The sequence below is a fragment of the Salinibacterium sp. NG22 genome (assembly GCF_015864925.1).
Lineage (GTDB): Bacteria > Actinomycetota > Actinomycetes > Actinomycetales > Microbacteriaceae > Rhodoglobus.
On the sequence record NZ_JADYWG010000002.1, the window covers coordinates 26,813 to 44,937 of the forward strand.

Below are 18,125 nucleotides of genomic sequence, written 5' to 3' on the forward strand. Positions count from 1 at the left end.
TCCCGGCCCAAAGGCTGAGGGCGGTGCAGCATTACGCCACACCGCCTCGAGCGTCTGTTCTCAATCCTCCCTAGCTGAGGAGCTTCGCGTTCTCACGAATGATGGCGCTTCGACGCTGTGCAAAATGTGCGGTCATCAGTAGCAAACCAGCCAAGAGCAACACAAGCGCAGAAGCAGTAGTGGAGTTCGTTGCACTGCTTCCCGTCCAAGCAAGACGACTCGTGGTCGTGCCCGGTCCGCCTACTGCGGTTGTGCAGAGCGGGTCGCCCTCGACGCATTCCGTCGAAACCGTCTCGGTGGAGACGAAGAGGAAGTTACTCAGCTGACTATCGCCACGATCCGCGGGAGCTCGAACGATAACCGTGTAGGTCACATCCGCACTTTCTCCCGGCGAGAGAACGCCTGTGATTGTGAAGCGGCCGTTCGCAATCGCAGACACGGTAAGGCGCTGCGATGTTGCTGTTGGGCTCTGGCCTAGGTCGGCGTCATCGAGCACGCCGCTCATGTCATCCGTGTAAGCGACGGGCGCATCGAATGCGGAGTTATTAGAGAACGTGAGCGTGTAGCTGATGGTCTCTCCGGGGTTCACCAATGACGCGAATGCACGGTCCGAAGTCTTGACCGCAATGATCGTGCCGACAGGCACTTCTTCGGTCAAGTGCTGAGTACACAACGCATCGCCAGCGTTACATTCCGCAGGAATCGGATCGCCCGTTGCCATCAGGTAGTTGGTGAGGATGCTGTCGTTTCGATCAGCGAAATCGCTGACCGTCACTTGGTAGGTGACCGTTGCTACGCTGTTTGCCGGCAGAAGGCCATTGATAGTGAACTCATCGTTGGTGACCGCCGATGCCACCACTCCGGCAAAGTTCGATACGGGTGCCGAAGTGAGCGTCGCGTCGTCGAGCACTGCGGCCAGGCTGTCGTAGTAATCGACGGTCGACTCGAAGTTGGTGTTGTTTTCAAACGTCAAGGTGTAGTTGATCGTGTCGCCCGGATGCACGACCGAGTTGTAAGCCCGGTCCGACGTTTTCTCGGGGGTCGTTGATCCAACGCACGAAATCGCGTCGTCGGTGTTGTTGTCCGTGACAGGATCCGTTTCGTTGCCGACCACGTTCGCGACATTGGTGATGCAGTCGCCGGACGTACTCGGTACCGCAGCGACAACGGTGTACGTGACAGATTCCCCGGCCAAAAGCTGACCACCGGGGCAGGTCACGGTGTTTCCGGACACAGCACAGCCGGAAGCGGAGACCGCAGTCAACGGCCCGGGCACGACATCAACCACTTGGTGACCCGTCGAAGTTCCCGGACCGTTATTGGTAACGGTCAGGTCGTACTGAATCGTTGATGCCGGGGTGTAAATTGCCGGGCCAGTCTTAACAATGCTCAAGTCTGCAATACCGCCAAGATAGGTTGCATCATTGTCGTAGGAGGACGGCGCCGAACTCGTCGAGACTAGCGTGAAGGTCGGGGCTGTTGCGCCCGGATCTGACACGGCGATCTGGTAGATGATTCCGGAGGCGTTATGAATTATACCGAGGTTGCCGTTGCCGTAAGTCCAAGCGCCACCAAAACCTCCGCCGGCCCCTACTTGCTGCCATAGCGGCGGGAATAAAGACACGGAGCCGTCCAATGCGATACGGACGATTTGGCGTGAAGCATCAACGCCCCACATAAAGCCGTCTGCGTAGGTGATGTCACTCACGCCGGCATTGTCATAGGGAGCACCATTGAGGGTCATCGTAAGGGGCGTCGTCTGGAGCGTCGCAAGATCGACGACTTGCCACTCGCTCGACAGACCGTGGTTTACCCAGAAACGACCAGCCGCATCGATTGCCGCAGAGTTATAGGCAAAGGGGTCACCGTTCGCGTTAATGCCGGGAATCGCGGGAAGCACCAAGGACGTTGGCGTGACATACCCACCTTCACCGACTCTTACCACTGTATTCGCGACAATTACGGTAACGCCGTCCGATGCGAGACCGCCACGAGTCGCAACTGCGTAAACGAAATTGTCCGCGGTATTGAATGCAATCGCGTTGTAGTTAATTTGAGCGACGCCCACTTGCTGAAATGTGGACCCGGCGGGACCCGCGACTATGGCGTTAAGGGTAGTGACCGCACCGCCACCACTAGGGCCTTGCGCAAGGAACACCGTAGACAGGTTCGGGTCGAAAGGATCGCCTGGTGCTGCAGCAGCCGGCGTAGCTACTGCGACAGCCATAGCGAGGCTAAGGGTAAGGGTTGTGATCGTGGAAACCACTCTCGAGAAAGCATTCCGACTTCCTCTTCGCGGTGTGGCACTTGTCGTGTGCATGGTGGCCTTTCTGGGTGCGTTAATCGGGTTCGCGCTAAAACTGGGGACTACAGCGGGGTCAGACTTCGTTGGGATCTTCCTCTGGGCTTCGCGGATGTCGACTAGAACGCGGCGACAAACGCCACGGAAACAGTTGGGCACTCCCCGGCGACGCCGTCGGGTTCGACGCTGAATCGGGAACTAGCGACGAGAGATCCATCGGCTCCGTCACCAGCGTGTGAGAGCCCGCGCCCTGTCTAGGAAGATCACTCGGATCGACGCGAAGCACCGCAAGACTGCTACCAACCACAATGTCCTCCATCCGACCGATAACACCAACGCTTGAAACCCGCGCCGACGTAGTCGTTTCGTTAGCCAGCTCGAAGATGGTTATTCTTCGCTGGCTCTTCATTTCTCGTTGGGTGAGAGTCGAAAAATAGCCGGGGGTAACGGAGAAACCCCAAATCTGCTAAAAATGGATCAATCCGAACAAGACCGAGGGACTTCCCGACCCTCCTGCTACAGGCATGTGCACCACAGGGACGAGTCTGCGGGGGCAGCATTGTCTGAAGCACCAACCATCGAAACTGACAGCTCTGATGCTGACCTCATCACAAGCGTGCGTCGAGGCGAATTAGAGGCTTTCGGCACTCTTTTCGCTCGCCATCACGAGTGCGCCCTGCACTATGCACGCCGGCTCTCATCAAGCACGACACTAGACGCCGACGATCTCGTCGCCGAAGCATTCGAACAAATACTCGGCGTTCTTCAGCGCGGAAAAGGCCCAGAGGAGTTCTTCCGCGCCTACCTCTACACCGTTATCCGCAATAGCTTTCACGCCCGTGCGAAGGCTGATGCGAACTCAGTCTTGGTGGATGATTTCGAGCCTGTCGAGCGCGAAGTCATCACACGTCAACACGGCGAGACCGATCCCACGATCGAACATTTCGAGAGCAGAGTCGTAGTCCGCGCTTTCGGCGCCCTTTCAGAGAACTGGCAAGCAGTGCTCTGGTATCTCGACGTCGAAGGGCTTACCCCCACGGCGGTTGCCTCCATCATGGGGATGAAGCCGAAGGCGGTATCGATGCTTCGGCTTCGAGCACGCGAGGGGCTTCGCGAGTTGTATCTGCAATCGCATCTCAACGAACTCGAGCCACTGGTGGCAAGCGACGCCGCCCGCGACTGCCAAGAGATCGCCAAAAAGTTGGGGTCATTTACCCGCCAGACGCTCCGCCGCAGAGAAAGCGAAGTGGTCCTTGCACACGTTGCGGGCTGCGAGAACTGTGCCGCCATTTGTGCTGAGCTGCGCGACGTCAACCGCGGCCTCTTGGGAGTAATCGCGGTGCTCATTCTGGGTGGCTCCGCCTTCGATTTTGTTCGAGCAGCTCCCGTTCACGCGGTCACCGCAAGCTCCGATTCTGACGTGTTGGCGGGTTACCAAGCCACTGGCTATAATGCCGCCATTGGTGCGCCCGCGGCGGCTGCGACCGCGGCGCGCGCGATTCCTTATATCTCGCGACTAGCGGCGACAGTGGCTGCAGCAAGCGCCGCGGTTCTAGCGACCGCCGTGATCATCTCCGGCGCCGGAGCCGGCTGGACTGAGACAGTACTAGCGGGCAACTCCGTTGACGACGGAATGACTCAGAGCCAACTCGACGAGGGTAGGCGCGAAGGCCGGGAAACCGGCATCGATCTCGCGGGCGATGCTGCGTCGGGTGATGGGACTAATGCGGTGACTACTCCCGCTCCCTCGACGCCATCGGCCGTCGCCACGAACACCCCCGAACCACAATCAGGAGCAGGTTCTTCCAGCACGCCCCCGTCACAGACCCCCACGGATCCAGCCCCGATAGTGGCTCTGCCCGATCCGGTCAGCAACGGCACTTTCGATTCCAGCGGATACGCCAACGCGGGCGGCCAGTTTCACCCCGGCGACAACTTCGGCGGCTGGCTAGTGATCAGCCGCTTTGGCCCCCCGGGCGACGTTGCGATGCAAATCTGGTCACCGGAGCTCGGGTCGTCATTCGCCGCACCATTCACGAATGGCCCCTGGGCCAGCATCGCTGGGGTGATCCACCAGGAGGTTCCGACCGTGATCGGTCAGAGCTACGTGCTGACGTACGACACACGAGCCTCCGGAGCACCGACGGCGGATGGACAGGCAGGATGGCCTGGCGGCGATGGCGGCCGTTTCTATATCGAAGGGGAGCTAGTCGACACCTTTGTGACCTTGAGCGACTCCGCCATTGACCACCGATCACTCAACTTCACAGCAACCGGCCACACCACCCGAGTGTCAATCGCAAGCTCCAACGCTTCGCCAGTCGGAATCGACAACGTTAGCGTGAGTGCGAGTTCGGCTCAGCCGTAACTCAAGAAGAGTTGAGGCAAGCGCAATCCCTCTGAAGCAGAGGAGGTTGCTTCACGGCGACTCCCCGATAGCCGTTCTCCTGATATGATGATTACATCAATTCAGCAAGTGAGCGATTGCTTGCTGGCGCAACTACAGCGCAACCACATCGCCCGCACAGCGCACGCACCGATCAGGAGCACATGAATGGCCGTTCTCGATGAGCGCAGGCCGCTCTACGAAATCAAGGCGAACCTCTTCAAGGGGCTCGCGCATCCTCACCGCATCCGGGTGCTCGAAATCTTGTCAGCGGCCGACGAAGCCTCTGTCACCGAGATGCTGACCGCGACCGGCCTCGAAGCCTCCCACCTCTCGCAACACCTCGCCGTGCTGCGCCGCTACGGGCTCGTCGTCTCCGAACGCCGCGCGAGTGTCGTGTACTACCGCCTCGCTCACCCCCAAATTTCTGAACTCCTCCGTGTCGCGCGCGTGCTGCTCGGCGAAATCCTTGCCGACACCGACAGCCAACGCGATCTCGTTGCCGGACTACCCACGATTCCGGATGCCCAATGAAACGTTCCTGGAAAGAGCTCCTGCCGAGCACGAAGGACTACCGCCTACTGCGCACCAGCTGGCGGGGAGATCTGATCGCGGGAATCACCGTCGGCATCGTCGCCCTCCCCCTCGCCCTCGCCTTTGGCGTGAGCTCGGGAGTGGGCGCTGAAGCGGGGCTCATCACCGCGATCGTCGCCGGAATCGTCGCTGCCGTCTTCGGTGGCTCGAACGTGCAGGTTTCGGGCCCCACCGGCGCCATGGTCGTGGTGCTCGCCCCCATCGTGGTTAGTTCTGGCGTTGAAGCGGTGGCGATCGTCACGCTGCTCGCGGGCATCATCGTTGTCATTGCCGGCGTTCTGCGCCTCGGCCGCACCGTCAGCTACATTCCCTGGCCAGTGATCGAAGGCTTCACGGTCGGCATCGGAATCATCATCTTCCTGCAGCAAGTGCCCTCCGCGCTCGGCACCGAAGGTACCGAACACCCCACCAACGCCGTGCTCGCCGCCATCGCCTTCGTCACTGCCGCCCAGTGGCCCGCCGCCCTGCTGCCCCTCGCCGTTGTTGCCGCTGTAATTGCCATCATGTTGTTGCTGTCGCGCATCAGCGGGCGCCTTCCGGCATCCTTCATCGCCATTGCGATCGTCACCATCCTTGCCCAGGCGCTGAACCTTCCGCTGGCCACCATCGGCGAGCTTCCCGCATCCTTGCCGTCACCGACAGTGCCGTCATTCGACTTTGATCTGCTCACCCTCATCGGGCCGGCGTTCGCCGTCGCCGCCCTCGCCGCCATCGAATCCCTGCTCTCCGCCCGCGTCGCCGCCGGCATGTCCGACACTGGCCCCTACAACGCCGATCGCGAACTTGTGGGCCAGGGGTTGGCATCCGTCGCCTCCAGCTTCTTTGGCGGGATGCCGGCCACCGGCGCCATCGCCCGCACCGCCGTGAACGTGCGGTCTGGCGGTCGCACTCGCCTCTCGGCAGTCGTGCATGCCCTCGCGCTACTGACCGTCGTCTACCTGGCCGCTCAAGTTGTCGCCGTCATCCCGCTGGCAGCGCTCTCGGGCGTACTCATGGCCACCGCGGCCCGCATGATGTCGCCGACCCTGATCAAGACAATGCTGCGCACCGGCAAATCTGAAGCCGCTGTGTTCGTGATCACCGGCATCATCACCGTGAGTTTCGACCTCATCATTGCGGTCGGCATCGGAATCGCCGCCGCAGCCTTCTTCGCTCTCCGCACGATGAGCAAAGCCAGCGGCGTTCACCGCGAAGAGCTTCCGGGCTCCCCCGAACCCGGCGACGAACGCATCGCGCTGTTCCGTATCGATGGGTCCCTGTTCTTTGGAGCAGCGGAACGCCTCATCGACCGCATCAACGAACACGAAGGCCTCGAAGTCGTGATCGTGCGGCTGTCGCAACTGCACCTCGTTGATGCCACGGGCGCCCACACCCTCACCGAACTCATCACTGCTCTCGAAAAGCGCGGCGTGACCGTGATCATCAAGGGCATCCGCCCCGAACATCTCGATGTGCTGAAACGACTCGGAGTGATCAGCTCACTGCGCCACCCCAACCATTTGTTCGCAGACCTCGAGCCCGCGATCGAGCACGCGCGCTCGCACATTCGTCGAGCAGAGTTAGCGCGCTAACCCAGCGCGCCGCTCACGAACTCGGCTAGCTCAGAGCGGGCGTCACCTTGTTCTTGGCGACCCCAGAAACCCACAACCCGCTGTCTTTCACGATGCGTTCTTGAGTGTCGTAATCGACCCGCACGATGCCGAAGCGCTTCGAATAGCCGTAGCCCCACTCAAAGTTGTCGAGCAGCGACCACACGAGATACCCCTGCAGGTTCACCCCGCGCTGCATCGCTCGATGCGCGGCCGTGAAGTGCCGGTTGAGATAGTCGACCCTGTCGGCATCGTGCACCCGGCCATCCGTCACCTCGTCGTCAAACGCGGCACCGTTCTCAGTGATCATCAACGGCAAGTCGGGGAACCGCTCGCTCAGATCAACGAGCAACTCCTCAAGACCATCGGGGGCAATGTTCCACCCCATCGCCGTGTAAGGGCCATCCTGCTTGAGAAACTCGACGTTGCGGCTGCCCGGCCACGCGGAGCCACCCATGTCTTTGTGACCGTCGTTCATCGCCCGCTCGCTCACGCCATCCCACATCTTCACCGTGACCGTGGAGTAATAGTTGACTCCCAAGAAATCGAGCGGTTGATGGATAGTCGCCAGATCGCCCGCGTGAACGAACGACCAGTCGGTGACCTCGCTCGTATCGGCAATGAAGTCATCGTCGTAGCGGCCGAGCAGCATCGGGCTCGTGAAGGCGCGGTTCGCGAGCGCATCGATGCGACGCGCGGCCTCGGCATCCTCACCCCGAATGACGTGAAAGTTGAGGGTCGCCGACACCTCCGGCGAGTTCGTCGCGGCGGCACGGATGCGCGGCACGGCCATTCCGTGCGCGAGATTGAGGTGGTGCACGGCGGCAAGTGCGTCAACATCCCGCGCGCGACCGGGGGCGTGCGACGCCGAGCCGTAGCCCAAATAGGTTGAACACCATGGCTCGTTGAGGGTCGTCCACGTGTGCACGCGATCGCCGAGGGCAGTGGCGGCGAGCTCGGCGTATTCGGCGAACCACATGGCGGTATCGCGCTCAGGCCAGCCGCCCTCATCCTCAAGTTCTTGCGGCAGATCCCAGTGATACAGAGTGGCGATGGGGCGGATGCCGCGGGTCAGCAGCCCATCGACGAGCCGCGAGTAAAACGAGACTCCCTTCGGGTTGATCGGCCCTTGCCCGCCGGGCTGAAAGCGCGGCCACGAGATGGAGAAGCGGTAGGCGTCGAGTCCCAGTTCGGCCATGAGATCGAGGTCGGACTCTAAGCGGTAGTAGTGGTCGTCGGCAACATCGCCGGTGTCGCCGTTCCAAGTCTTGCCCGGAGTGTGGCTGAAGGTATCCCAGATGGATTCGGTGCGACCGCCTTCACGCGCAGCGCCCTCCACTTGATACGCCGCCGTCGCAGACCCGACGATGAAGTTGGGCGGAAACACGAGACCAGAATCACGGTAATCGGAGTTCATCTAGCAACCCTAAGACCGGGAGCTTCGATTTGGCCGAAACTATCCCGAGGTAACGAAGCGGTGGGGCTAGAGCGCCGCCGGGTCTTCGAGAAGCGCAGCGAAAGCGAGTTCGGCGGCACCGATCATGAGCAGATCTGCGCCAAGCTGAGCGGGCACGATCTGCACGCCCTCGAATGATGCTTCGAGCGACTGGCTGCGCACGCGCTCGATCAGGAATTCGGGGTCGAACGCGAAGATGGATGCCAAGAAGCCACCCAAAACAATCACTTCAGGATTCAACACATTCACCGCGTTGCGCAGCGACGTGCCGAGCGCGAGCAGCTGGCGGCGCACCAACTCACTCACCGCAGGATCCGTGGATTCGCGCAGCGCGGCATCCAACGTTTCGGCATCAACGTTGGTGAGGCCAAGCGCCTGAAGCAGATCAGCGCGGTTCACTTCGGTCTCGAGGCTGCCCTCTTCGCGAGTGCCCTTCTCGGCGACACCATTCTCGACGCGCACGTGGCCGAACTCGCCCGCATAGCCGGCACGACCGGTGAGGGGCCGCCCGCCGCTGATGATGCCGCCACCGATACCGCTGGCACCACCATTGAGGTAGATGAGGTCATCGATGTCGCGGCCAGCGCCGTAGATGTGCTCGCCGAGCGCACCCACACTCGCGTCGTTGGCGGTGGAGACCGGGTAGCCGGTCGCCTCGGCCAGCAGTTCCGTGACGGGTTCATCCCGCCAGTGAAGGTGAGGTGCCCAGCGCACGAGGCCATCTTCGACGCGGACGAGACCGGGCGCCGCAATACCGATACCGACGATGCGGCCCGACGTTTCGTACTCCCCGCGCACGCTCTCGATGATCAGGCTCGAGATCTTCACGAACTCGGAAACAGTAGGGGGCGTTTCTGTCTCGTAGCGGATGCGCTTCAAGAGCGAACCGTCGAGGCCCACGACTCCGACGGTGATGGCGTCGATCTCGGGGTTGACCGCGATGGCCACCGTACGAGCATCCGCGTTCACCATCGGCGACGGGCGACCTACCTGCCGAGTGGGATCGGGCTCACTTTCGTAGGCCAACCCCAGCTCGGTCAGCTCAGCTACGAGCGCCGCGATGGTGGAGCGGTTGAGCCCCGTCTGCGAGGTCAACTGTGAGCGGCGCTGAGCCCCGCGATGAAGCAGGGTCAGCACGCGCGACAGGTTGTGCCGCCGAGTGCGATCGCCGCGCCCACCAGTACCGGTCGGCGACGACAGCGACGACGAGGGCGGGGTGTTCTGGTTCACGGACGGTTCCACTCGATTGGCGATAAAACGTTGATGCTAAGACTAGCGACGTCCGGCGCGACGCTTGCTCATGACGTCGAACGCCACGGCGAGCAACAGCACGAGTCCCTTGATCGTTTGCTGCCAGGCGGCATCCACCGACAGGATCGACAGGCCCATGTTGAGCACACCCATAATGAGCGCACCGATTACGGCACCGATGACCGTACCGACACCACCGGTGACCGCCGCGCCGCCGATGAAGACGGCCGCAATGGCATCCAGTTCAAAGCTTTGACCAGCGGATGCCACAGCACCACCAGCACGCGCCGTCGTGACGACCCCGGCGAGCCCCGCGAGCACACCCATGTTGACGAAGACGAAGAAGTTGATCCACGACGTCTTCACACCACTCATCTGCGCGGCGAAAAGGTTGCCACCGATCGCGTAGACGTGACGGCCAAACACGGTCTGGTTCAACACGAACGTGAAGAGCAGAATCAGCACGGCCAAGATGATCAGGATGATCGGGGTTCCGCGGTAGGCAGAAAGCTGGAAGGTGAGCGCCAAGATTACGACCGCAGCGACACCGTTCTTGATCCAGAACGAAACGCTGCGCTCTACGGGAAGTTCAAGACTGCGTTGCTTGGCGCGACTGCGCACCTGCTGAGTGATCAGCATTGCTACCGCCAGAACGCCCAAGACAATTGTGAGGATGTCGCGACTGCCGCGACCCTCACCAATCGTGCCGAACAGCTCGGGCAGCCACCCGCCGCCGATCGCGTTGAACTCGCCGGGAAGCGCGTTGATCGTGCCGCCCGTGAGGAACACGAGCGTGAGACCGCGGAACAACAGCATGCCCGCGAGCGTGACGATGAAGGCCGGGATACCCACGAAGGCCACCCAGAATCCCTGCCACGCTCCGACCGCTGCGCCGAGCAAAAGCGAGATGATGACGGCCGCCCACCAGGGCATCCCCCACTGACTCATGGAGATCGCGGCAACCGCACCGACCATCGCCACGACGGAGCCCACCGAGAGGTCGATGTGTCCCGCGATAATCACGATGACCATGCCCACGGCGAGAATCAGCACATAGGCGTTCTGCTGGATGAGGTTGTTGAGGTTTCCGGGCAGCAGGAGCCGGCCATCCGTCAACACCTGGAACAGGATGACGATGACGGCGAGCGCCGCGAGGATGCCGTACTGACGCAGGTCGACCCGCATCTTGGGCAGCTTACGAGTGGGGGTTGTGGTGCTCATCGGGTTAGTCCTTTCCCGCGGTCATCAAGTGCATGAGTCGTTCTTGGGTAGCGTCGGCGCGATCAATCTCGCCGGTGATGGTGCCTTCGGAGATCGCATAGATGCGGTCGCAGAGTCCGAGAAGCTCCGGTAGCTCTGAGGAGATCACGACGACCGCTTTGCCCTGACGGGCGAGATCGTTGATGATTCCGTAGATTTCGTACTTGGCACCGACATCGATGCCGCGGGTGGGCTCATCGAGAATCAGGATGTCGGGGCCGGAGAACATCCATTTGCTCAAGACAACCTTTTGCTGGTTGCCTCCCGAGAGGTTGCCGGCGAGCACCGACACGTTCGGAGTTTTGATGTTCATTTGGCCGCGGTAGTCCTCGGCGACCTTGTTCTCCGCGAAACGATCGACGATGCCGAAGCGTGAGAGCTTCGAGAGCGCTGCCGCTGAGATATTGACGGCGATGCTGCCGATCAGGTTGAGGCCGAAATGTTTGCGGTCTTCCGTGGCGTAGGCGATGCCGTGGCCGATCGCCTCGCTGACCGTCTTGACCGAGATCTCTGTGCCCTCTTTGAAAGCGGTGCCGCTGATGTGGCTGCCATACGAGCGACCGAAGATGCTCATCGCGAGCTCGGTCCGCCCGGCGCCCATCAATCCGGCGAAGCCGACGATCTCGCCCGCCCGCACCGAGAACGAGGCGTCATCGACAACCTTGCGCGTGGTGTCGACCGGATGATGCACCGTCCAGTTCTCCACCCGGAATAGCTCATCGCCAATCTCTGGGGTGTGCGGCGGGAACATGCTGTCGAGGTCACGGCCGACCATCGCGCGAATGATGCGCGCTTCCGTGGCATCCGCTTCCTTCATCTCGAAGGTTTCGATGGTTTGGCCATCACGGATGATCGTGACGGTATCCGCAATACGGCGAATCTCTTTGAGCTTGTGCGAAATGATGATGCACGTGATGCCCTGGCCACGAAGGCTATTGATGAGGTCGAGCAAGTGTGCCGAGTCTTCATCGTTGAGGGCCGCCGTGGGCTCATCCAGAATCAGCAGCTTCACTTGCTTAGAGAGGGCCTTGGCGATCTCCACAAGCTGTTGCTTACCGACACCGAGTTCGAGAACGGGCGTGCTGGGAAGTTCATCGAGACCGACGCGCGCGAGCAACATAGTTGCTTCGCGGTTGGTCTTGGGCCAGTCGACAACACCGCGGGTGGCAATCTCGTTACCGAGGAAGATGTTCTCTGCAATAGAGAGGTAGGGGCTCAACGCGAGCTCCTGGTGAATGATGACGATACCGTCGGCCTCGGAATCGTTGATCGACCGGTACGCGGTCTCGTGGTTCTCAAAGGTGATGCTGCCGCCATAGCTGCCGACGGGATAGACCCCGCTCAGCACCTTCATGAGGGTTGATTTGCCGGCGCCGTTTTCGCCGCAAATGGCGTGCACGTGTCCGCGTTCCACCTCGAGGCTTACGCCATCGAGGGCACGAACACCGCCGCTAAAGTCTTTTGTGATCTGGTTCATGCTGAGGATGGCAGTCATGAGTGTGCTCCGCTCGCAGTGACTTTCGGGGGACGGCTACCGTGCCGTCCCCCGATCGTCGAATCGTATTACTGGGATCTAGCCGGAGCTAGAGACCTACGTCTGAGGCCTGAATGAAGCCGGAGTCGATGAGCTTCGACTGCACGTCATCCTTCACAACGACCTCGGGCGCAATGAGGAATGCGGGAACAACCTTCTCGCCGTTGTCGTACGTTTCGGTGTCGTTGATCTCCGGCTCGTCGCCGGCCATGATCGCCTCGATGAAACCGAAGACAACATTGCCCAGCTCGCGGGTGTCCTTCCAGACCGTCATCGACTGTTCTCCAGCGAGGATGTTGACGACGCTAGCCTTGTCGGCATCCTGACCGGTCAAGAGCGGCCAGTCGGTGCCTGCGGTGTAACCGGCGCTGCGAAGCGAAGCGGCAATACCCTGAGCGAGGCTGTCGTTGGGAGAAAGAACGACGTCGATCTTCTCGCCACCGGTGTAGAACGAACCAAGACGGTTGTCGAGTTCGGACTGAGCCGAGTCAGACTTCCAGCCGAGGATTCCGATGCTTGCCCAGTCATCGTTGCTCGCCGGAGCCTTGCCCGAGGGAACAACCAGCTGGCCGTTCTCTACATAAGGAAGCAAGACATCCCACGCGCCAGAGAAGAAGAACTTGGCGTTGTTGTCGTCGGGGCTACCGGCGAAAGGCTCAAGGTTGAACGGGCCGGCGCCATCAGCAAGTCCGAGCTGTTCTTCGATGAACTCACCCTGAAGCTGGCCAACCTTGTAGTTGTCGAACGTCGCGTAGTAGTCGACGTCGGGAGTGCCGTTGATCAGACGGTCGTAAGAAATGACGGCGATGTCCTGTGCTGCCGCATCGGCGAGCACCGGGGCCAGAAGCTCTCCGTCGATTGCCGCGATGACGAGGACGTCAACGCCCGAAGCGATCTGGTTCTGAATCTGGCTGATCTGAGTATCGGCCTTGTCGTCCGCGTACTGCAGGTCTGCCGAGTAGCCAGCATCTTCGAGCTGGGCCTTGAGGCCTTCGCCGTCGTTGATCCAGCGTTCGAGGCTGCGGGTAGGCATCGAGATACCGACGCTACCTTCACTGCCGCCGCCAGTTCCTGCGTCGTCGCTGCTGCAGGCGGCGAGTCCGAAAGCCATTACAGTCACTGCTGCGACCGCAATTATCTTCTTCATTGACATCGTGTTGTCCCTTTCAAATGTGATTGCCGGGCAACAAGCCAGCCACACGGGGGGATGACCGGCCGGGGCTTGGCTGCGGTCCTCACGAGAGACGAAGAGCACGGGCCGGATTACCAGCGCCGTGGAGCGCTACTTCGTTGTATCGCGAGGGGCAGCGGTAAGCGCCCCGTTTTGTTGATAGAGCGAACTTATATTGCTTCATACGTTGAATGCAACAACTTTCGAAAACTTTCGTCAAATTGATGCCTCAAGTCAGTAAATACATGGATCTTCTTTTGCGTTCCGAGATTGACGTGACTGCTTTACCGAAGTATGTTGTTCTCAATAACTTATTGCCAACGCTGTCAACGGAGAGCCTCAATGCCTACACAACCCACCCCCGCCGACAAGTTCTCCTTCGGGCTCTGGACTATCGGTTACAACGGAGCCGACCCCTTCGGTGGCCCCACTCGCGCCCCGCTCGATGTCGTTCACGGCGTCGAGAAGCTCGCCGAGCTCGGCGCCTACGGTCTTACCTTCCACGACGATGACCTCTTCGCCTTCGGATCGACGGATGCCGAACGCCAGAAGCAGATCGACCGCCTGAAGCAAGTACTCAGCGACACCGGCCTCATCGTGCCGATGGTCACCACCAACCTCTTTAGCGCTCCCGTCTTCAAAGACGGCGGATTCACCTCCAACGACCGCGGTGTTCGCCGCTTCGCTATGCGCAAAGCAATGCGTCAGCTCGAACTCGGCGTAGAGCTCGGCGCCAAGACCTTCGTCATGTGGGGCGGCCGCGAGGGAGCAGAGTACGACTCCGCGAAAGACGTTCGCTCCGCCCTGGAGCGCTACCGCGAAGCTCTCAACCTGTTTGGTGACCATGTCACCGAAAAGGGCTACGACATCCGCTTCGCGATTGAACCCAAGCCCAACGAGCCCCGCGGCGACATCTTGCTGCCGACCGTCGGCCACGCGATTGCCTTCATCGAAACTCTTGAGCGCCCTGAACTGTTCGGCGTGAACCCCGAAGTTGGCCACGAGCAGATGGCTGGCTTGAACTTCACTTCGGGCATCGCTCAGGCGCTGTACCAAGACAAACTGTTCCACATTGACCTCAACGGCCAGCGTGGAATCAAGTATGACCAAGACCTCGTCTTCGGTCACGGCGACCTGCACAACGCGTTCTCGCTCGTCGACCTGCTCGAAAACGGTGGCCCCGGCGGAGGTCAGAGCTACACCGGCCCGCGTCACTTCGACTACAAGCCGAGCCGCACCGAGGACTCGACCGGCGTCTGGGATTCCGCGGCCGCCAACATGCGCACCTACCTGCTCCTCAAGGAGCGCGCAGCCGCATTCCGCGCCGACCCCGATGTGCAAGAAGCTCTTGAAGCTGCGCGCGTCTTCGAACTGGCCGAGAACACTCTCGGCGAGAATGAAAGCTATGACGACCTGCTGGCAGACCGCGCCTCGTACGAAGACTTCGACTACGAGGCCTATTTCAATGGCAAGGGCTTCGGCTTTGTTCGCCTGCAGCAGCTCGCAACCGAGCACCTCATGGGCGCCCGCTAAATGACCCTCGTCGCGGGGATCGACTCCTCAACCCAGTCCTGCAAGATCGTGATCGTGGATGCCGCGACCGGCGCACTCGTGCGCACCGGCCGCGCTTCCCATCCGGCCGGCACCGAGGTTGATCCGAATGCCTGGTGGGTGGCTCTCAACGACGCCATCACCGAGGCGGGCGGGCTGGATGACGTCTCCGCGATCTCGGTCGGCGGCCAACAACACGGCATGGTCGTGTTGGATGCCGCCGGCCGGGTCATCCGCCCAGCCCTGCTGTGGAATGACACCCGCTCTGCTGCCGCGGCTCACGCCCTCAGCACCGAGTTTCCCGACCTCGCCAAGCGCACCGGCTCGAAGCCGGTTGCGTCGTTCACGTCAACGAAGCTGCGCTGGCTGCGCGATGCCGAGCCCGAGAACGCCGCCCTTGTTGCCGCCGTGTGCCTGCCGCACGACTGGTTGACCTGGCGTTTGCGCGGCTTCGGCCCCGAGAATCCTGAACTGACTGAGTTGGTGACCGACCGCTCTGACGCGAGCGGCACCGGCTACTTCAACTCCGTCACCAATACCTACGACGACGAGGTTTTCACGGCAGCACTCGGGCGCAGTTCCGTGACCGATGGCGTGGTGTTGCCCCGCATCGTCGCGCCAGGTGAAACCGCAGGCACTGTCGCGGGAACCGCCATCGAGATTGGCTGCGGCGCTGGCGACAACGCCGGAGCAGCACTCGGCTTGGGCGCACGAGCAGGCGATGTCGTCGTCTCGATCGGCACCAGCGGAACCGTCTTCGCTGTTACCGAAACTCAGGTTCCTGACGCCACCGGCACCGTGGCAGGCTTCGCCGATGCCAGCGGCATCTTCCTGCCCCTCGTCGCCACCATGAACGCCGCCCGCGTGCTCGACAGCACCGCAACACTTCTGGGCGTCACCCACGATGAGCTCGGCATTCTCGCGCTCGAAGCGGCCCCCGGCGCTAGCGGACTCGTGCTGCAGCCCTACTTCGAAGGCGAACGAACCCCCAACCTTCCGGATGCCACAGCAACCCTCTTCGGCATGACGCTTGCCTCCACAACCCGCCCGTCACTCGCGCGCGCCGCCGTCGAGGGACTGCTATGTGCGCTCGCGGATGGCCTCGACGCTCTCGGTCGCCAAGGAGTTTCCGCCGAGCGCATCCTCCTCATCGGTGGCGCCGCCCAAAACCCCGCAGTGTCGACCATCGCGTCTCAGGTGTTTGCGGTGCCGGTCGTGGTTCCCGAGCCCGCAGAGTATGTCGCGCTGGGCGCCGCAGCCCAGGCGGCGTGGGTGCTCGACGGCACACGCCCCGACTGGGCTATCGCCACTGTGGCGGAGCCGGCATCCGACTTCCACCCGATTATTCGGGAGCAGTACGCCCGCTACGCGGTGTGATTCGGCTCACTTTCGTGCACGGTCAACAGGCCACGTAACAGGCTCTCGAACTGGGCTCGCTCGCTTGCGCTGAGTGATTCCAGTAGGCGTTCCTCGTTCTCAAGATGGGCAGCGAGTGCGCCTTCGACCACCTCCGCTCCCTGAGCGGTGAGCGCAACACGGATGGTGCGCCGGTTCTCGGGATCGACGTCGCGCGAGATGAGCCCTTTCGTGACGAGTCGATCAAGCCGATTGGTGATCGCTCCCGAGGTGACCATGGCGCTGGCCGAAAGCGCGCCCGCGGTGAGGCCGCGTGGTCCGGCATCCGTTCGCAGCAGGGTCGCGAGAATGTCGAACTCCCCCGGTTGCAGACCGTGCGTCTCGAAGACGTCGCTTTGCGCGCGCTCGAGGAGTCGGGTGAGGCGGGACAGTCGCCCGAGCACGCCCATGGCCGAGACGTTGAGGTCGGGGCGCACCGCGGCCCATTGGGCGAGGATGCGATCGACGCTGTCTGTCATGATGCCTCAGAATCCCTCAACGTTGAATTGTTTGACGAATCCAGCATAACCCCGCTAGATTGTTTAACGTTCAACTATTCAATGCTAAGGAGTTCTCATGCGGCTGCGCGACACTCTCATCACCGCCATTGCGCCCATCGCGTGGGGCACCACCTACATCGTCACCACCGAGCTGCTGCCGACCGGGCACCCCCTCTTCGCCTCCCTCGTGCGCGCGCTGCCCGCCGGCCTGATCGCCCTCGCCATCGCCCGTCAGCTGCCCCACGGCGCCTGGTGGTGGAAATCCCTCGTGCTCGGCGTGCTCAACATCGGCGCCTTCTTTCCCCTGCTTTTCATCGCTGCTTACCGCCTCCCCGGCGGAGTCGCCGCCACCCTTGGCGCCGCCCAGCCCCTCATCGTTGCCGTGCTCATCGTCGTAGCCTTTCGCCAAAGCGCTCCCTGGCGACTCGTGATCTGGGGCATCATCGGCGCACTCGGCGTTGCCCTCGTTATGTTGCGGGCGAGTGCTCAACTCGACACCCTCGGCCTCATCGCCGGGCTCGCCGGCACGGCATCCATGGCGCTCGGAGTGCTTCTCTCAAAGCACTGGGGAAAACCGCCCGAGGTATCGGCACTCAGCTATGCCGGCTGGCTTCTCACCGCCGGCGGGCTCTTCCTCCTCCCCATCACACTGCTCGCAGAGGGCATTCCGGCAACGCTCAGCGGGCCCGCTATCGCCGGCTATGCGTGGCTAGGGATCGTCGGCGGCATCGTTGCCTACACACTCTGGTTTCGAGGCGTTCGAATCGTGCCGATTTCATCACTCGCCGTGCTCGGTTTACTCTCCCCCCTCACTGCAGCCACGCTCGGCGCACTCCTCCTTGGCGAACGTTTTAGCGCACTCCAACTACTCGGGTTTGGGCTGGCTCTTGCGGCAATAGTCGGGGCACAAATTCCCTCTCGCACACCCACCCCAATCCCCTCTCGATGACCCCTGCCGCGGTCGAGACCAGCGCCGAATTGGTCTAGAAAATCGTCCGACTTCCCCGAGAACACGGCACGTCTTGAGGGGACAGACAGAACGTTCTGGTCAGCATTTATGGGGGCAATTGTTAACGACACCCAAACGGGGGTCTACTACCCCGCTTCGGGGGCTTGCATGCTTCAGTGAGAAAGAA

The 18,125-nt window shown here is 61.6% G+C and carries 13 protein-coding genes; 6 read left to right on the top strand and 7 right to left on the bottom strand.

Features of this window, described 5'->3' with window-relative positions; genetic code table 11:
* Positions 1 to 70: 70 nt before the first annotated feature.
* Positions 71 to 2,227: a DUF11 domain-containing protein gene (locus tag I6E81_RS09775; protein ID WP_197107264.1), complete on the bottom strand. Its 2,157-nt coding sequence runs from the start codon at positions 2,225 to 2,227 to the stop codon at positions 71 to 73.
* Positions 2,228 to 2,861: 634 nt separating this feature from the next.
* Between I6E81_RS09775 and I6E81_RS09780 the strand changes: the two genes are divergently transcribed.
* The 3 genes from I6E81_RS09780 (at position 2,862) to I6E81_RS09790 (ending at position 6,853) form a co-directional block, all read left to right on the top strand.
* Positions 2,862 to 4,670, top strand: a complete 1,809-nt coding sequence (locus tag I6E81_RS09780) for a sigma-70 family RNA polymerase sigma factor (RefSeq protein WP_197107265.1) — start codon at positions 2,862 to 2,864, stop codon at positions 4,668 to 4,670.
* Positions 4,671 to 4,856: 186 nt separating this feature from the next.
* The gene (locus I6E81_RS09785; protein WP_197107266.1) at positions 4,857 to 5,222 is read left to right on the top strand and encodes a metalloregulator ArsR/SmtB family transcription factor; all 366 of its coding nucleotides are present in this window, start codon (positions 4,857 to 4,859) and stop codon (positions 5,220 to 5,222) included.
* Positions 5,219 to 6,853, top strand: coding sequence for a SulP family inorganic anion transporter (locus I6E81_RS09790; protein ID WP_197107267.1), 1,635 nt, complete (start codon positions 5,219 to 5,221; stop codon positions 6,851 to 6,853). The genes I6E81_RS09785 and I6E81_RS09790 overlap by 4 nt, the downstream gene beginning before the upstream one ends.
* Positions 6,854 to 6,878: 25 nt before the next feature.
* Here I6E81_RS09790 and I6E81_RS09795 read toward each other — a convergent pair whose 3' ends face one another.
* The 5 genes from I6E81_RS09795 to chvE all read right to left on the bottom strand — a co-directional run bounded on the left by I6E81_RS09795 (position 6,879) and on the right by chvE (position 13,525).
* Positions 6,879 to 8,288, bottom strand: coding sequence for a GH1 family beta-glucosidase (locus I6E81_RS09795; RefSeq protein ID WP_197107268.1), 1,410 nt, complete (start codon positions 8,286 to 8,288; stop codon positions 6,879 to 6,881).
* A gap of 66 nt (positions 8,289 to 8,354) precedes the next feature.
* Positions 8,355 to 9,557 carry an ROK family protein gene (locus I6E81_RS09800; protein WP_197107269.1) on the bottom strand — a complete coding sequence of 401 codons (1,203 nt, stop codon included), beginning with the start codon at positions 9,555 to 9,557 and terminating at the stop codon, positions 8,355 to 8,357.
* A gap of 42 nt (positions 9,558 to 9,599) precedes the next feature.
* The gene (mmsB, locus tag I6E81_RS09805; RefSeq protein WP_197107270.1) at positions 9,600 to 10,799 is read right to left on the bottom strand and encodes a multiple monosaccharide ABC transporter permease; all 1,200 of its coding nucleotides are present in this window, start codon (positions 10,797 to 10,799) and stop codon (positions 9,600 to 9,602) included.
* Positions 10,800 to 10,803: 4 nt separating this feature from the next.
* Positions 10,804 to 12,333 carry a multiple monosaccharide ABC transporter ATP-binding protein gene (gene mmsA / locus I6E81_RS09810; protein WP_197107271.1) on the bottom strand — a complete coding sequence of 510 codons (1,530 nt, stop codon included), beginning with the start codon at positions 12,331 to 12,333 and terminating at the stop codon, positions 10,804 to 10,806.
* 88 nt (positions 12,334 to 12,421) lie between these two features.
* Positions 12,422 to 13,525 (bottom strand): multiple monosaccharide ABC transporter substrate-binding protein, encoded by a 1,104-nt coding sequence (chvE, locus tag I6E81_RS09815; RefSeq protein WP_197107272.1) that lies wholly within the window; start codon positions 13,523 to 13,525, stop codon positions 12,422 to 12,424.
* Between the two features lie 360 nt (positions 13,526 to 13,885).
* Here chvE and xylA point away from each other — a divergent pair, with 360 nt between their 5' ends.
* Positions 13,886 to 15,076 (top strand): xylose isomerase, encoded by a 1,191-nt coding sequence (xylA, locus tag I6E81_RS09820; RefSeq protein ID WP_197107273.1) that lies wholly within the window; start codon positions 13,886 to 13,888, stop codon positions 15,074 to 15,076.
* On the top strand, positions 15,077 to 16,471 hold the full coding sequence (gene xylB, locus I6E81_RS09825) for a xylulokinase (protein ID WP_197107274.1): 1,395 nt from the start codon (positions 15,077 to 15,079) through the stop codon (positions 16,469 to 16,471). It abuts the gene before it with no gap.
* On the opposite strand, the gene I6E81_RS09830 is transcribed toward xylB, so the two are convergent.
* Positions 16,459 to 16,968 (bottom strand): MarR family winged helix-turn-helix transcriptional regulator, encoded by a 510-nt coding sequence (locus tag I6E81_RS09830; RefSeq protein WP_197107275.1) that lies wholly within the window; start codon positions 16,966 to 16,968, stop codon positions 16,459 to 16,461. The genes xylB and I6E81_RS09830 overlap by 13 nt on opposite strands.
* Positions 16,969 to 17,065: 97 nt before the next feature.
* On the opposite strand from I6E81_RS09830, the gene I6E81_RS09835 reads away from it, so the two are divergent.
* Positions 17,066 to 17,938: an EamA family transporter gene (locus tag I6E81_RS09835; RefSeq protein WP_197107276.1), complete on the top strand. Its 873-nt coding sequence runs from the start codon at positions 17,066 to 17,068 to the stop codon at positions 17,936 to 17,938.
* Positions 17,939 to 18,125 lie beyond the last annotated feature (187 nt).